Origin of the sequence: Pseudomonas sp. Irchel s3b6, assembly GCF_900187415.1 — a bacterium.
Lineage (GTDB): Bacteria > Pseudomonadota > Gammaproteobacteria > Pseudomonadales > Pseudomonadaceae > Aquipseudomonas.
On the sequence record NZ_FYDM01000003.1, the window covers coordinates 449,485 to 465,041 of the forward strand.

General features: G+C 61.5%; 13 protein-coding genes. 7 read left to right on the forward strand and 6 right to left on the reverse strand.

What is annotated here, in order from left to right:
* The first annotated feature begins 222 nt into the window (after window positions 1-222).
* From CKW07_RS08070 to CKW07_RS08085, 4 genes are all read left to right on the forward strand, one after another.
* Entirely contained in the window at window positions 223-1,860 is a 1,638-nt protein-coding gene (locus tag CKW07_RS08070; protein ID WP_256577032.1) for an EAL domain-containing protein, read from the forward strand.
* 132 nt (window positions 1,861-1,992) lie between these two features.
* The gene (locus CKW07_RS08075) at window positions 1,993-2,499 is read left to right on the forward strand and encodes an outer membrane beta-barrel protein (RefSeq protein WP_095144410.1); all 507 of its coding nucleotides are present in this window, start codon (window positions 1,993-1,995) and stop codon (window positions 2,497-2,499) included.
* Window positions 2,500-2,566: 67 nt separating this feature from the next.
* Complete coding sequence (locus CKW07_RS08080; RefSeq protein ID WP_095144411.1) at window positions 2,567-3,526, forward strand: helix-turn-helix transcriptional regulator; 960 nt, start codon at window positions 2,567-2,569, stop codon at window positions 3,524-3,526.
* Window positions 3,527-3,612: 86 nt separating this feature from the next.
* Window positions 3,613-4,392 carry a TSUP family transporter gene (locus CKW07_RS08085; RefSeq protein WP_095144412.1) on the forward strand — a complete coding sequence of 260 codons (780 nt, stop codon included), beginning with the start codon at window positions 3,613-3,615 and terminating at the stop codon, window positions 4,390-4,392.
* Here the strand turns inward: CKW07_RS08085 and nudC are convergent.
* From nudC to CKW07_RS08105, 4 genes are all read right to left on the reverse strand, one after another.
* Complete coding sequence (gene nudC, locus CKW07_RS08090) at window positions 4,360-5,190, reverse strand: NAD(+) diphosphatase (protein ID WP_095144413.1); 831 nt, start codon at window positions 5,188-5,190, stop codon at window positions 4,360-4,362. The genes CKW07_RS08085 and nudC overlap by 33 nt on opposite strands.
* A gap of 6 nt (window positions 5,191-5,196) precedes the next feature.
* A complete protein-coding gene (locus CKW07_RS08095; protein ID WP_095144414.1) occupies window positions 5,197-6,054 on the reverse strand; it encodes a crotonase/enoyl-CoA hydratase family protein in 858 nt (285 codons plus the stop codon).
* A 160-nt stretch (window positions 6,055-6,214) separates the two neighbouring features.
* On the reverse strand, window positions 6,215-7,498 hold the full coding sequence (locus CKW07_RS08100) for a Zn-dependent hydrolase (RefSeq protein ID WP_095144415.1): 1,284 nt from the start codon (window positions 7,496-7,498) through the stop codon (window positions 6,215-6,217).
* A gap of 30 nt (window positions 7,499-7,528) precedes the next feature.
* Window positions 7,529-9,016, reverse strand: a complete 1,488-nt coding sequence (locus CKW07_RS08105) for an NCS1 family nucleobase:cation symporter-1 (protein WP_095144416.1) — start codon at window positions 9,014-9,016, stop codon at window positions 7,529-7,531.
* Between the two features lie 619 nt (window positions 9,017-9,635).
* Here CKW07_RS08105 and hydA point away from each other — a divergent pair.
* The 3 genes from hydA (at window position 9,636) to preA (ending at window position 13,878) form a co-directional block, all read left to right on the forward strand.
* Window positions 9,636-11,075 carry a dihydropyrimidinase gene (hydA, locus tag CKW07_RS08110; RefSeq protein ID WP_095144417.1) on the forward strand — a complete coding sequence of 480 codons (1,440 nt, stop codon included), beginning with the start codon at window positions 9,636-9,638 and terminating at the stop codon, window positions 11,073-11,075.
* Between the two features lie 163 nt (window positions 11,076-11,238).
* Window positions 11,239-12,606, forward strand: coding sequence for an NAD(P)-dependent oxidoreductase (locus tag CKW07_RS08115; RefSeq protein ID WP_176465298.1), 1,368 nt, complete (start codon window positions 11,239-11,241; stop codon window positions 12,604-12,606).
* A complete protein-coding gene (gene preA / locus CKW07_RS08120) occupies window positions 12,607-13,878 on the forward strand; it encodes an NAD-dependent dihydropyrimidine dehydrogenase subunit PreA (RefSeq protein WP_095144419.1) in 1,272 nt (423 codons plus the stop codon). It abuts the gene before it with no gap.
* Between the two features lie 132 nt (window positions 13,879-14,010).
* Here preA and CKW07_RS08125 read toward each other — a convergent pair whose 3' ends face one another.
* The gene (locus CKW07_RS08125) at window positions 14,011-14,631 is read right to left on the reverse strand and encodes a TetR/AcrR family transcriptional regulator (RefSeq protein ID WP_095144420.1); all 621 of its coding nucleotides are present in this window, start codon (window positions 14,629-14,631) and stop codon (window positions 14,011-14,013) included.
* Window positions 14,632-14,741: 110 nt separating this feature from the next.
* Entirely contained in the window at window positions 14,742-15,542 is an 801-nt protein-coding gene (locus tag CKW07_RS08130) for a sulfite exporter TauE/SafE family protein (RefSeq protein ID WP_095144421.1), read from the reverse strand.
* Window positions 15,543-15,557 lie beyond the last annotated feature (15 nt).

The following is a 15,557-nucleotide window of genomic DNA, read 5'->3' on the forward strand; positions in this document are numbered from 1 at the left end:
CGCCTGGAAATGGCCTTGCCCGGTGCGCCATCGCCACGCGACGCCCAGCAAAATAACGATTAATAATTTCCCTTCGCCCCTCCCCCGCCTCACCCTGACTTATCTCTGTCAGCAGGTGAATAAGCATGCGCCTCCTTCTTCAGTTAAACACACTGCCGCTCAAGCAAAAGATACTGCTGTGCGCCCTTGCCTATATCAGCGGAATCGCACTGGGATTCGTTATTGATCCCTGATACGCCGTGCGCCGTCACTTACTTCAAGCAAAACAAACCATTTGCCGAGGGCCGCTTGAAAAGCTCACTTCGAAGATCAACGCTGGTGTTATCCGGATCGATTGCAATGGGATGGCTCGCCTGGCTTTGTGCCGGAACGATTGCGGAGCGGCGTATCGCGCAACAACTCAATAACGTGCATGAAAAGGTGAACACTGCGCTCATCGAACCGCACATACAGTTGGTTGATGTATTCAGCAGCCTGAAATCTTTCGAGCGCTCGACCCCGGACTGCTCCAGCGAGCTGTATTCAATGCTTGCCGAGAAGGTCGAAGAGAACCGATATATCTATCAGGCCGCTGTCAAACTTCAGAACAGGAAAGTTTGCTCATCTTACGGTCGAAAACTTCTCTCCCCCTTGCAAGGTAATGAGCGAGGCTATCCAGCCACCGATGGCTACACCTATTGGTTCCACACCGATCACAACAGGTCCGTGGATACTGACTTTATTATCGTCTCGGACTCATCGACTTACGTCTGGCTCAACAAAGCGATTCTCCTGAAAAGCCTGGGCATCCCGTCAGGCGTCCAGCTGGACCTGATAGACGCAAACGACAAGGAATCCGTTGTTTCCTCCCATCGGCGGTCCCTGACCCTTGAGCAATCGCCGGGTATTGGACAACTCACGGTCTCGGCCGACCGGGTCTTTATGGCATATGCCAACAGCCGCAATGCACTGGTACCGGTCATCTCACTTCCCGCCAGCCACTTGAGTAGCTTGAAGATGAATGTATTTATCGCGCTGATCCTCGTCGGCGCCGCACTGCTCGGTGCCGCGCTGTATATCGCCCGACGCACGCATCAGCACTACAGCTCTACCGCGGTAAAACTGCGGCGTGCCTTGCGAGACGGTGAACTGCAGGTCAACTACCAGCCTATCGTTGATATGCGAACCGGTTGCCTGGTCGGCGCAGAAGCGCTGTCACGCTGGAAACTCGACGACGTGAGCATTTCGCCGGAAGTGTTCATTGGCGCCGCCGAGAAGTCCGATCTGATTTGCGAACTCACGCGCTATGTCATTCAGCGCATTGCCGAGGATTACAGCACCTACCTTTGGGCCTGCAAGAACTTCTACATCACCATCAACGTTTCCGCCCGTGACATCCTCGACGAAACCTTTCCAGACTTTGTCGCCGAGGTTCTGGCCCTGCACGATATCCCGGCGTCCAACATTGTCTTTGAAGTCACCGAAAGCACCCTGTTCGAACAGACCATCGCCGCCGCACAACTGCAGCGCCTGCGAGCGTGCGGGCATCGGATAGCCATCGATGACTTCGGTACGGGCTATTCCAACCTCTCCCTGATCCATTCACTGCCCATCGACATCCTGAAGATCGATCGCTCATTCATTGAAGGCGAGAAAGTCGCAGCGGTGGATGCTCTCTGGCAACACATCGCCAACATCGCCCGGGACCTGAAGTTCCAGGTCGTTGCCGAAGGTGTGGAAACCCCGCAGCAAGTGCAGCACCTGACATCCGGCGGCGTTCAGTTTGCCCAGGGCTGGCTGTACTCCAGGGACGTAACACCTGAAGCGCTGGCCAAACTGTACTTCTCGATTTCAAGCGAAGAGCAAACCCTGTGCGGGTGAGTCTTGCACTGGAAATACAGATTAATGACTTTGATCAATCGCAGCCCCTGCCAATGATCAGGCACCGAAACAATGTGCCACGGCACAACTTTTTGACTAACCGGAAATCCCCGCACAAGGAATCCACCGCACATGCAATTCAGAAACCTAGCAATCGCCTCGTTGCTCTCCCTGCTGTCCTTTCAGGCACTGGCCGCTGGCGATGACAAAGGACTGTACCTAGGCGCTGGTGTTACCAGCATTGAAACCGACGAGAGCGATCTGGATGGTGATGACAACAGCTACAAGGTGTTCGCCGGTTATCGCTTCAACGGCAACCTGGCGATCGAAGGGGCCTACGTCGACCTGGGTGAACTCGAGGATAACAACCGCAAGTTCGAGGGTAAATCGATGCAAGCGGCGGCCCATCTCGGCTTTCCGATCGGCGACCGCATCCGCCTGTTCGGCAGTGTCGGTGCTCACGCATGGGATTCCGACGGCAACGTCGAAGACGATGACACCGGTGTTGACCTGACCTACGGTGCCGGCGTCGAGATGGACGTGTTTCGTAACATCGGCATCCGCGCCGAATACGAAGTCCTGGAAGTGGGCGACCTGGACTTGAACCAGACCACTGCTTCCGCCTACGTGCTGTTCTAAGGCACCTGTATCGAGCGGCCAACCCGGCCGCTCCTTGCATCGAATGACCCGATGAGCCCCCAACCCCATGAACAGCTTTGCGCCTCCCCGGTTTCTTGAACTGGAGTCCGCCCCCCTGGACGAGTTGAGCGGACGCAAGGATCATTGGGACATCGACTTGTCTTCTGTCGAGCAGGCAGCCCTCATCCAGCGTTTCAGGCACATTCGTGGCCCCCAACTGCGGCACAGTCGTTTCGATTTCAATGCCTGCGTCACGGCCGTCGGCGCCATTCCCGACGGATTCGTCACCTTCGCCATTTCCCGTCTGACCGCTGGCCGGCCGACCTGGAACAACCAGCGACTGCAACCCAACGAGATTGTCGTACTGCACGGCGGCGAGTCGGTGCACTACCGCTGCGAACCGAATGAAGCCCTGTTTACCGTGACCACGACGCTCGAACACTATGAGGCGTGTCGGGAACGCCATGGCGCCATTGACCTGCTCAAGGCTCGCAAGGAACACCGCTATCAAGCTGAAAGCCATCAGCCCATACGGTCAGCATTCAAGCTGATCGGCGACTCGCTGGCAGCGCTATCGCCCACCACCCTCGCCTCCCGCCACCCAGGCTGGAACAGCCAATGGGAATCGACCGTGCTCGGTGCGCTCCTGCAAGCGCTGACACCTGATCAACTCAGGGTTCGGGACGTCCCCACACGCCGGAAAGTGGCGGCACGTGCCATTGAGTACATTCATGAGCATGCGCATAAGCCGATCACCCTGCTTGACCTGGCCGAACGGCTCAACACCACGGGTCGCAGCTTGCACCAGGGCTTTATCGAGTCCTTCGGCACCACCCCCATGGCCTACCTGCGAAACATTCGGCTCTCAAACGCTCGACAGGACCTGATCAGGCACACCTGGCCGTCGGTGACCGAGACGGCGATGCACTGGAATTTTTTCCATCTGGGGCGTTTTTCCAAGGACTACCAGCACGCTTACGGTGAAGCGCCTTCGCACACCTACCGGCGTCACCCCCTCACGCCCTAGACGTTAGTGCGGTCGCCGGAGGCGGCGGTTATGGGTAAGATGGCGCCCTGCCGTTACCCCTCTGCCCCACCGAATAAGTCGACCCCATGCCTTTCGAACTCAGCGTAGACCTCACCACTCTGGCCATTCTGGCCATCGTCGCGTTCATTGCCGGTTTCATTGATGCCATTGCCGGCGGCGGCGGCCTGCTGACCACTCCAGCACTGCTCACCGCCGGCCTGCCGCCGCACCTTGTGCTGGGCACCAACAAACTGAGCTCCACCTTCGGCTCGGCCACCGCCAGCTTCACCTTCTACCGACGCAAGCTGTTCCACCCGCGGCAATGGACCCACGCGATTGTCGGCACCCTGGTGGGTGCGTTGACCGGCGCCATCGTCGCGCATTACCTGCCGGCGGAGTGGCTGAACAAGATGCTGCCGGTGATCGTGTTTGCCTGTGGCCTGTACCTGTTGTTCGGCGGCACGCCAAAAGCGCCACTGGACAGTGACGCACCGATCAAAAAGAAGTGGCAGTCGAGCCAGGGCTTCAGCCTGGGTTTCTATGATGGCGTGGCCGGGCCCGGTACGGGCGCGTTCTGGACCGTCAGCAGCCTGCTGCTCTATCCGATCGACCTGGTCAAGGCCAGCGGTGTGGCGCGCAGCATGAACTTCGTCAGCAACATCGCGGCGCTGTCGGTGTTCATCTTTTCCGGGCAAGTGGACTGGATCATCGGCCTGTGCATGGGCCTGTCGGTCATGGTCGGTGCGTTCTTCGGCGCACGCACCGCCATCAGCGGAGGGGCGAAGTTCATTCGCCCGGTGTTCATCGCGGTGGTGCTGGGGTTGACCGTACGCCTAGCCTGGCAGCACTGGTTCAGCGTGGCCTAAGCGCCGCGCGACATAGACGTCGATCAGGTACCGGGCAATCGAGCGCGACGCCGGCAACGGCGGCAGCGCATGAATGTTGAACCACTGGGCGTCTTCGATTTCATCCGCCTGCGGGACGATCTCGCCACCGGCATACTCGGCATGAAACCCTAGCATCATCGAGTGCGGGAACGGCCAGCACTGGCTGCCCAGGTACTGGATGTTGCGCACCTCGATCTGCACTTCTTCGCGCACTTCCCGGACCAGGCAATCCTCGGCGGACTCCCCCGGCTCGGCGAAGCCCGCCAGGGTGCTGTAGACCCCGGCGACAAAGCGTGGCGAACGGGCCAGCAGGATCTCGTCACCGCGGGTGATCAACACGATCATGCTCGGTGAAATCCGCGGGTAGCTGCGCAGGTCACAGGGTTCGCAGTACATCGCCCGCTCGCGCGACACCTGGACCATAGGCTGCCCACAGTTGCCACAGAAACGGTGCTCACGGGCCCAGGTGCCGATCTGTGCGGCGTACCCCAACACCTTGTACAGCGTGTGGTCGCCGTCGAGCATGAAGGCCCGCAGCCCCTTCCAGTTGCAACCCGACACCTCGCTGGACGCCTTGAGTTCCAACAGGTACACCGGCTCGCCGTCCAGGTGACCGATGCCGTGCTCGGCGAGAATCGACAGGTCCTGGCGCTTGAGCCATTCACGCGGGAACAGCGCGCCATTGTCATCGAACAGAAAACCTTCGGGGCTGCGGGCCACGGCCCAGCCGCCTGCTACGTCAGTGTCGAGTACCGCGGTGGTCCAGCGTAAAGTCATGTGTGCTCAGTCCAGAAATTCGGGTTTCCGTTTGCTCATGTGGGCGGCCATGGCCACGCGCAGATCATTGGACTGCAACATGGCGGCGTTCCAGGTGGCGATGTATTCCAGGCCGTCGTTGATGCCGTGATCGCGCATGTAGCTGATCATCTCCTTGGTGCCGGCGATGGCGATCGGCGACTTGGCCGCGATTTCACGGGCGATGCCCATGACCCCGTCCAAGAGGCTGGCGGTGTCCGGGTAGACACGGTTGACCAGGCCGATCGTGCGAGCCTCGTCGGCGCCAAAGGTGCGCCCCGTGTAAGCCAGTTCACGCAGCATGCCGTCACCGATGATCCGCGGCAAGCGTTGCAAGGTCCCGACGTCGGCGGCCATGCCGATATCGATTTCCTTGATCGAGAATTGTGCGTCCTCGGCGGCATAGCGCATGTCGCAGGCAGAGATCAGGTCGATGGCGCCGCCCAGGCAATACCCCTGGATAGCGGCCAGTACCGGTTTACGGCAGTTATCCACGGCGTTGAACGACGCTTGCAGGGCGAGAATCTTGCGCCGCAGCAAACGCGCATTGCGTCCCACGTCCTTGCCCATTTCGTTGGCGACCGAGGCCAGCATCATCAGGTCGATACCCGAAGAGAAGTGCTTGCCGGCACCGCTGATCACCACCGCCCGCACGGCATCGGTGTCATCGATCCACTGGAAGATCTCGATGATCTCGGTCCAGAACGCCGCGTTCATCGCATTGATCTTCTCCGGACGGTTGATCTGCACATGGGCGATGTTGTCGTTCAGTTCGACACGAAAGGCCTTGTACTCAGGAAGAATGTTGTCCTTCAGATCGATGCTGAGGTCCTGGAATTCCGACATGGTGGTGGTCCTTGCTGGCGCTGGAAATGAGACCGGAACTATAACAAGCCCACGCACATCACCCCAGGCAGTGCATCGGCCAAAAGCAGGACGCTTATACACAACCCGGGGGAGCGCGCCTGGATGATCGCTCCCACGCGGGAACGATCACGCCTACGGTTCAGGGTGCCGGTGTGCTGCTGGCAACTGTCTTCGAGGCCGCCAGCATCGCCCGCAACAACACCGCGCAGCCAGCAGCCAGGTCATCCGGCGCGGCGTTTTCGATTTCGTTGTGGCTGATGCCGCCTTCGCACGGCACGAAGATCATCCCGGCCGGCCCCAGTTCGGCGAGGAAGATCGCGTCATGCCCCGCGCCGCTGACGATGTCCATGTGTGACAGCCCCAGCCCTTGCGCGGCGCTGCGCACGGCCTCGACGCAGTCCTTGTCGAAGTACAGCGGCGGGAAGTCGGCGGTCGGGGTCAGTTCGAAGCTCAGGCCGTGCTCGTCGCAGGTGCTGTCGATCACCTGGCGAACGTCGGCAATCATCGAGTCCAGCCGAGCCGGCTCCAGATGCCGGAAGTCCAGGGTCATGCGCACTTCCCCGGGGATCACGTTGCGCGAGCCCGGATAGGCCTGCAGGCACCCCACGGTGCCGCAGGCATGAGGCTGATGGCCGAGGGCCGCGCGGTTCACCGCCGCCACCACCGCGGCTGCGCCCACCAGTGCGTCCTTGCGCAAATGCATCGGGGTCGGCCCGGCATGGGCCTCGACTCCGCGCAGTTTCAGGTCGAACCACTTCTGCCCCAACGCCCCCATCACCACGCCAATGGTCTTGCGCTCATCCTCCAGGATCGGTCCTTGTTCGATGTGCGCCTCAAAGTAGGCCCCCACCGGGTGACCGCTGACCTTACGCGGGCCGGCATAGCCAATGGCATTCAATGCCTGGCCGACAGTGACGCCGTCGGCATCGGTCTTGGCCAGGGTCTCTTCCAGGGTGAACTTCTCGGCAAACACCCCCGAACCCATCATGCACGGGGCGAAACGCGACCCCTCTTCGTTGGTCCAGACCACCACTTCCAGCGGAGCCTCGGTCTCCACGCCCAGGTCGTTGAGGGTACGCAGTACCTCAACGCCGGCCAGCACCCCGAAACAGCCGTCGAACTTGCCTCCGGTGGGCTGGGTGTCGATGTGGCTGCCGGTCATCACCGGAGGCAACGCCGGGTTGCGCCCCGCCCGCCGGGCGAAGATGTTGCCGACCTCATCGATGCTGACGGTGCAACCCGCCTCCTCGCACCAGGTGACGAACAGATCCCGGGCCTGGCGGTCGAGGTCGGTCAGCGCCAGGCGACAGACGCCGCCCTTGACCGTGGCACCGAGCCGGGCCAGTTCCATGAGCGACTGCCACAAGCGGTCGCGATTGATGTGCTGGTGGCTGGACTGCAGAACGTCAACGGCAGCGTTCATGATCATCTCCTCTGGTGTTCTTCTGCTCGCTCACACAGGCGTCTTCACGGTCACGGCCTGCGCCCCGCCCATCGAACACAGCCCGTAATAAATCAGGCCGCCCAACGCCGACCCGGTAAACCATCCGTAGCTGTAGAACCAGCTGAAGGCATCGCTGCCCAGCGACAGCACGGTCAGCGCCACCGGCACGCCGAAGGCGATGAAGCCGTACCAGTTCCACGCCGGGTACACGTCATCGCGGTACAGGCCGGCCAGGTCCAGTTGCTGTTTCTTGATCAGGAAGTAGTCCACCACCATGATCCCGGCGATGGGCCCGAGCAGGCTCGAGTAGCCGAGCAGCCAGTTGGAATAGACCGACTCCAGGCTGATGTCGGAGACGATCCAGCCGAGCTTCTTCAACAACTCGTGCCCCATCAAGGCCAGCCCGACAAACCCGGTGAGCATCACGGCGCTGGTGCGGTTGATCAGTTTGGGGGCCAGGTTCTGGAAGTCGTTGGTGGGCGAGACAATGTTGGCGGCGGTGTTGGTGGACAAGGTGGCGATGATGATCAGGGCCATGGCCAAGGCAACCCAGACCGGACTTTGGATATGCCCGATCAGGGTCACGGGGTCGGACACCGTGACCCCCACCAGTTGTTCCGAGGCGGCGGTCATGACCACGCCCAGGGAGGCGAACAGGAACATGGTCAACGGCAACCCGATGATCTGCCCGACGATCTGGTCCTTCTGGCTCCTGGCGTAGCGACTGAAGTCCGGGATGTTCAGCGACAGGGTGGCCCAGAAGCCGACCATGGCGGTCAGCCCGGCAAAAAAGTAGCCCCATAGGCTGGCGCCTTCCGGACGTTTCGGCGGCTGGGCCAGCAACTCACTGAGCGACACGTTCGGCATGGCCCAGACCAGCAGACCCAGCCCCACCAGCACCAACAGCGGAGCCGAGAGGGTTTCCAGCCATTTGATCGACTCGGCCCCGCGCAACACCACCCACAGGTTCATCGCCCAGAACAGCATGAAACCGATGACTTCACCGGTGCCCCCCAGGGACTTCCAGCCCTCGAAGATCGAACCGAGGAACAGGTGAATGGCCAGCCCGCCAAACATCGTCTGGATACCGAACCAGCCGCAGGCCACCAAGGCACGAATCAGGCAGGGAACGTTGGAGCCAATCACCCCGAAGGACGAACGCAGCAACACGGGAAACGGGATGCCGTACTTGGTACCGGCGAAGGCATTGAGGGTCAGCGGAATCAGGACGATGACGTTGGCCAGCAGAATCGCCAGCAACGCCTCGCCAACGCTCAGGCCAAAGTAGGCGGTGAGCACCCCGCCCAGGGTGTAGGTCGGCACGCAGATCGCCATCCCGACCCACAAGGCGGTGATGTGCCATTTGTTCCAGGTGCGTTCGTGCACCTTGGTCGGCGCGATGTCGTGGTTGTACCTGGGACTGTCGAGGACGTCGCTGGCGGCGTCCAGTTCGTACAACCCGTCGCGCTCGATGACTTGCGATGTGTTCTGCTGCATGGCCGCTCCACTGTTGTTTTGATTATTGTGCTCATCGGTGACCCGCTGCAGGACCGCGGGCCGGACGATGGCCGGAGAACTGACAATTTTTATCGACCGGCCAAGGTGTCAGCGGCCCCAATCAAAAACCATGCCGGACACTTTTCCGATGCGCTGGGCGCGTCAATAAAATCCATGTAAAGCACTGAAGCTATTCAGTTTTACTTCAATAACCGATCCACTCACAAACACCGCCTGGGCACTCAGGCCCAATGCCAGGCACGTTATCCGAGCCGTCAGGGTTCAATCGGGTGCGCTACAGTTAATGTGAATTTTTCTGTCAGCCACAGGCGCACCTCAAACAGCTGATTTCACATAGGAAATCTTGACCATATTTCGTTCCTGTCAAGTGCGTCAAAATGGTGAGCGACTGCACCATGTTGCTGCTTTTAACTTTTTAATCTTTAAAAACAATTAGTTAATACAGTTATAAGCTTATAAAAAATAATCTTGCCCAATCCATAAACTGCAGCTAGCGTTTATTCCTGACAGCGCTGACAGGAATGAAACTTCCTTAGCCTGCTACATATAACAACACTTAGAACCGGCATCAGCCGGTCATGCCTGCGAGGAAACCGGAATGTCTCTGTTGATCCGTGGCGCCACCGTCATTACCCATGATGATAGTTACCGCTCTGATGTCTTGTGCGCCGACGGCGTGATCAAGGCCATTGGCAATAACCTTGATGCACCCGCAGGCTGCGAAGTACTCGATGGCATTGGCCAGTACTTGATGCCCGGCGGCATCGACCCGCACACCCACATGCAACTGCCCTTCATGGGCACCGTGGCCAGCGAAGACTTCTTCAGCGGTACGGCGGCGGGACTGGCCGGCGGCACCACCTCGATCATCGACTTCGTGATTCCCAACCCGCAGCAGTCGTTGCTCGAGGCCTTTCATCAGTGGCGCGGCTGGGCGGAAAAATCCGCCTCCGACTACGGTTTTCATGTTGCCATCACCTGGTGGAGCGAACAGGTTCGCGAGGAAATGGCCGAGCTGGTACGCCTGCACGGGATCAACAGCTTCAAGCACTTCATGGCCTACAAGAACGCGATCATGGCGGCCGACGACACCCTGGTGGCCAGTTTCGAACGCTGCCTGGAGCTGGGCGCGGTGCCCACCGTGCATGCGGAGAACGGCGAACTGGTCTACCACCTGCAACGCAAGCTGATGGCCCAGGGCATCACCGGCCCTGAAGCCCACCCGCTGTCGCGCCCCTCGCAAGTCGAGGGCGAGGCCGCGAGCCGGGCAATCCGCATCGCCGAGACCCTGGGTACGCCGCTGTACCTGGTCCACGTCTCCACCAAGGAAGCGCTGGACGAAATCACCTACGCCCGCAGCAAGGGCCAGCCGGTCTACGGTGAAGTGCTGGCCGGGCACCTGCTGCTGGACGACAGCGTCTACCGCCACCCCGACTGGCAAACCGCCGCCGGTTACGTGATGAGCCCGCCCTTCCGCCCGCGCGGGCATCAGGAGGCGCTGTGGCATGGGTTGCAAGCGGGCAACCTGCACACCACCGCCACCGATCACTGCTGTTTCTGCGCCGATCAGAAAGCCGCCGGCCGTGACGATTTCAGCAAGATCCCCAACGGCACCGCCGGCATCGAAGACCGCATGGCCGTACTGTGGCACGAAGGGGTCAACAGCGGACGCCTGTCGATGCAGGACTTCGTGGCACTGACCTCCACCAACACCGCGAAAATCTTCAACCTCTACCCGCGCAAAGGCGCGATCCGCGTCGGCGCCGATGCCGACCTGGTGCTCTGGGACCCGCAAGGCAGCCGCACCATTTCCGCCAAGACCCACCACCAGAACGTCGACTTCAACATCTTCGAAGGCAAGACCGTGCGCGGCGTACCCAGCCACACCATCAGCCAGGGTCGCCTGGTCTGGGCCGACGGCGACCTGCGAGCGGTGCGCGGGGCCGGACGCTATATCGATCGCCCGGCCTACCCGGCGGTGTTCGACCTGTTGAGCAAGCGCGCCGAGTTGCACAAGCCGACGGCCGTGAAACGCTGAAATCCAGGCCTTCGCGGATAAGCGGAACACCGCCCGGCCCGTTCCCACACTCGTAATGTATTCCTCCCGTGGGAGCGGGCTTGCCCGCGAAGAGGCCCGCACCGGCAACACAACATCAATGCCCGTCAGAGGCACTACCTCAATTAACCGTGAGGCCAATACCGTGATTCCGACCCTGAGCCACTTGCCCCATCCCCTGGAGGACGGGGCCACCCTCGCCGGCCATTTCACCGACCTGGCGCCCCCCCTCAATGCTCGCCAGGCGCACCTGGAAGCCTCGCGGTGTCTGTACTGCTACGATGCCCCGTGCGTCAACGCCTGCCCGAGCGAGATCGACATCCCCTCGTTCATCCGCAACATTCATCAGGAGAACGTCCAGGGCGCGGCGCAAAAGATCCTCTCGGCGAACATCCTCGGCGGCAGTTGTGCCCGGGTCTGCCCGACGGAAATCCTCTGCCAGAAAGCCTGCGTGCGTAACAACGCCGAGGAATGTGCGCCGGTGCTGATCGGCCTGCTGCAACGCTACGCCATCGATAACGCCCATTTCACCGAGCACCCGTTCAAGCGCGCAGCGCTCACCGGCAAACGCATTGCCGTGGTGGGTGCCGGGCCTGCCGGGTTGTCCTGCGCCCACCGCTGTGCGATGCACGGCCACGATGTGGTGATTTTCGAAGCCCGGGCTAAGGCCGGTGGCCTCAACGAATACGGGATCGCCAAGTACAAGCTGGTGGATGACTTCGCCCAGCATGAGCTGGAGTTCCTGCTGGAAATCGGTGGCATCGAAATCCGCCACGGGCAACGGCTCGGCGATAACCTGAGCCTCGGCGAACTCCAGCAACAATTCGATGCGGTATTCCTCGGCCTCGGCCTGGCCGCCAGCAAACAGCTGGGCCTGGCCCATGAAGACGCTCCGGGGTTGCTGGCCGCCACCGACTACATTCGTGAACTGCGCCAGGCGGATGACCTGAGCCAACTGCCACTGGCCGAGCATTGCATCGTCCTGGGCGCCGGCAACACGGCCATCGACATGGCCGTGCAAATGGCTCGCCTGGGGGCTCATGACGTCAACCTGGTGTACCGCCGGGGCCTGGAGGACATGGGCGCCACCGGCCACGAGCAAGACATCGCCAAGGCCAATCAGGTGCGGCTGATGACCTGGGCCCAACCCGAAGAAGTCTTGCTCGACGATAAAGGCCAGGTGCGCGGCATGCGCTTCGCCCGCACGCGCCTGGACAAGGGTCGGTTGATCACCACTGGGGACACCTTTGAACTGGCCGCCGATGCGATCTTCAAGGCCATCGGCCAGACCTTCGACGACAGCGCGCTGAACGATCCCCTGGCCCGGGAACTGAAACGCCAGGGTGACCGGATTATGGTGGACGAACAGATGCGCACCAGCATCCCGGGGGTCTATGCCGGCGGCGATTGCACCAGCCTCGACCAGGACCTCACCGTACAGGCAGTCCAGCACGGCAAGCTGGCCGCGCAAGCGATCCATGCCCGACTCATGCTCACTGTGGAGGCTGCGTAAATGGCCGATCTCTCGATTGTCTTCGCCGGCATCAAGGCCCCGAACCCCTTCTGGCTGGCCTCCGCGCCGCCCACCGATAAAGCCTACAACGTCGTCCGCGCCTTCGAGGCCGGCTGGGGCGGCGTGGTCTGGAAGACCCTGGGTGAGGACCCGGCGGCGGTCAACGTGTCGTCGCGCTACTCCGCGCACTTTGCTGCCAACCGCGAGGTGCTGGGCATCAACAACATCGAGCTGATCACCGACCGCTCGCTGGAGATCAACCTGCGGGAAATCACCCAGGTCAAGAAAGACTGGCCGGACCGCGCCTTGATCGTCTCGCTGATGGTGCCCTGCGTCGAAGAATCGTGGAAAAACATCCTGCCGCTGGTGGAGGCCACGGGAGCCGACGGCATCGAGCTCAACTTCGGCTGCCCCCACGGCATGCCGGAGCGCGGCATGGGGGCCGCCGTGGGCCAGGTGCCGGAGTATGTCGAACAGGTCACCCGCTGGTGCAAGACCTATTGCTCGTTGCCGGTGATCGTCAAGCTCACGCCAAACATCACCGACATCCGGGTCGCCGCCCGGGCTGCCCATCGTGGCGGCGCCGATGCGGTGTCGCTGATCAACACCATCAACTCGATCACCAGCGTCGACCTCGACCGCATGGTGGCCCTGCCCATCGTGGGCACCCAGAGCACCCATGGCGGTTATTGCGGCTCGGCGGTCAAACCCATTGCCTTGAACATGGTCGCCGAGATCGCCCGCGACCCGCAGACCCAGGGCTTGCCGATCTGCGGCATTGGCGGCATCGGCAGCTGGCGCGACGCCGCCGAGTTCATGGCGCTGGGCAGCGGCGCGGTGCAGGTGTGCACGGCCGCGATGCTGCATGGCTTTCGCATCGTCGAGGACATGAAGGACGGCCTGTCGCGCTGGATGGACAGCCGGGGCTATGCCCGCGTGCAGGACTTCGCCGGGCATGCGGTGGGCAATACCACCGACTGGAAGTACCTGGACATCAACTACCAGGTGATCGCCAGGATCGACCAGCAGGCCTGCATCGGCTGCGGCCGTTGCCACATTGCCTGCGAAGACACCTCGCACCAGGCCGTCGCCAGCCTGAAACAAGCCGACGGGACCCATCGATATGAAGTGATCGACGACGAATGCGTGGGTTGCAACCTGTGCCAGATCACCTGCCCGGTGCAGGACTGCATCGAGATGGTGCCCGTGGACAACGGCAAGCCGTTCCTGGACTGGAACCATGATCCGCGTAATCCGTACCACGTCGTTTAAGGTCGGTAGCGCCTGAACGGTTACCATCGCGAGCAAGCGGAGAGCCGGGCGGCGCTCCGTCTGCTCGCAATGAGGCCGACAGCCACACCACAAACCTCAAGCGCAATTGATCGCTCCCACCCTGGCGGTCGACTACGGCTCCAGCCCAATCCCCCGCAGAATCACACTCGTCACTGTCTGCACCGCCCGTTCGAACTGCATGTCCGACAGCGGCTGATGGTCGTTGAGGATGTTCACCTGGTGATCGAAGTCAGCGTAGTGCTGGGTCGAGGCCCAGATCATGTACAGCAGGCTGGAAGGCTCCACCGGCAGGATGCGTTTGTCTTCCACCCACTGGCGAATCTTGGCTTCCTTCATCTTGGCCCAGTCATAGAGGCTGGCATCCAGGGCTTCGCCCAGGGTCGGTGCGCCGTGGATGATTTCATTGGCCCAGACTTTCGAGCCGTAGGGACGGCTGCGGGAATGGTTCATCTTGGCGCGGATGTAGCTGCTGAGCACCACCCGGGGGTCATCGAACATTTCGAAGCACAACGCGTCCTGCTTCCACACCTCCAGTAAGTCCAGGAGCACTGCGCTATAGAGTTCGGCCTTGGTGCTGAAGTAGTAATGCAGGTTGGAGCGCGGCAACTGCACTTCCCTGGCAATGTCGCCCATCGCCGTACCGCCGAAGCCTTTTTCGGCAAAGACCTTTTCGGCGGCCAGCAGGATTTTATCGACGTTACTGCGACGGATCTCGATCTTGTGATTGCCCATGAGGGCTCCCTGGCAGCGGCATGGGTCAAGACTAGCATTCGCCACCGACGAAACGAAACGCCCCACAACTGCGGTCGCCTTACGCCGCTCCAACCACCATCGTCAGCGCCTTACGCCTTGAGCAGCATGTAGCCGGCCACCAACAGGCACACGCTGGCAAACCCCACCTGTAGCGCCCGGGCGGGTACGCGGGCGCACAGGCGGCGGCCGATCACCATGCCGACGATGCTGGCGCCAATGAACGCGACACCCTGGCCATCGATCCTGACGCCGGCCTGCAAGGCGCCAATCACCCCGATCGCCGAGATCAGGCTGATTACCATCAGGGAGGTGGCGACAATGCCGCGCATCTGGACGTCGGTCAGTTGCTTGAACGCCGGGACAATCAGAAACCCGCCGCCCACGCCCAGAAGCCCCGACACTACACCAGTCACCGCCCCGAGCGCCGCCAGGGTCGCGGTGCATTTGGCGGTCCAGGAAAAGCGGCCGGTCTGTTGATCGAGCATGCAATTCTTCTGGCCCCAGTTGGCGTGGCCATGGTCGCTCGGCCCTGTCTCCCGACGCTCACGACGCAACATCCGCCAGGCCACCATGATCATCAACAGGCTGAACAGGATCATCAGGATGGTTTCCGGCAACTGGTGGGCAAAGTAGATGCCCAGCGGGGAAAACACCGCGCCCAGCAAGGCAATCAGCAGCGCCGCGCGGTAGCGCACCAGGCCGTGGCGCAACCCGTCGATGGCGCCGACCGCCGCGGCACTGCCCACCGCGAACAACGCGACAGGAGCGGCCTGGGTCATGGTCCAGCCCAGCCCCAGTACCAATGCCGGCACCGCAAGAATGCCGCCACCGGCACCGGTCAACCCCAGCAACAACCCCATCACCACGCCAAAACAACTCGCCAGCAACATAAACCACTCGTGATC

Bases quoted from the DNA above. Each gene is read 5' to 3' on its own strand.
- hydA (WP_095144417.1), top strand. From the start codon at position 9,636: ATGTCTCTGTTGATCCGTGGCGCCACCGTCATTACCCATGATGATAGT.
- CKW07_RS08130 (WP_095144421.1), bottom strand. From the start codon at position 15,542: ATGTTGCTGGCGAGTTGTTTTGGCGTGGTGATGGGGTTGTTGCTGGGG.
- CKW07_RS08075 (WP_095144410.1), top strand. From the start codon at position 1,993: ATGCAATTCAGAAACCTAGCAATCGCCTCGTTGCTCTCCCTGCTGTCC.
- CKW07_RS08125 (WP_095144420.1), bottom strand. From the start codon at position 14,631: ATGGGCAATCACAAGATCGAGATCCGTCGCAGTAACGTCGATAAAATC.
- CKW07_RS08100 (WP_095144415.1), bottom strand. From the start codon at position 7,498: ATGAACGCTGCCGTTGACGTTCTGCAGTCCAGCCACCAGCACATCAAT.
- preA (WP_095144419.1), top strand. From the start codon at position 12,607: ATGGCCGATCTCTCGATTGTCTTCGCCGGCATCAAGGCCCCGAACCCC.
- CKW07_RS08080 (WP_095144411.1), top strand. From the start codon at position 2,567: ATGAACAGCTTTGCGCCTCCCCGGTTTCTTGAACTGGAGTCCGCCCCC.
- CKW07_RS08105 (WP_095144416.1), bottom strand. From the start codon at position 9,016: ATGCAGCAGAACACATCGCAAGTCATCGAGCGCGACGGGTTGTACGAA.
- CKW07_RS08095 (WP_095144414.1), bottom strand. From the start codon at position 6,054: ATGTCGGAATTCCAGGACCTCAGCATCGATCTGAAGGACAACATTCTT.
- nudC (WP_095144413.1), bottom strand. From the start codon at position 5,190: ATGACTTTACGCTGGACCACCGCGGTACTCGACACTGACGTAGCAGGC.
- CKW07_RS08085 (WP_095144412.1), top strand. From the start codon at position 3,613: ATGCCTTTCGAACTCAGCGTAGACCTCACCACTCTGGCCATTCTGGCC.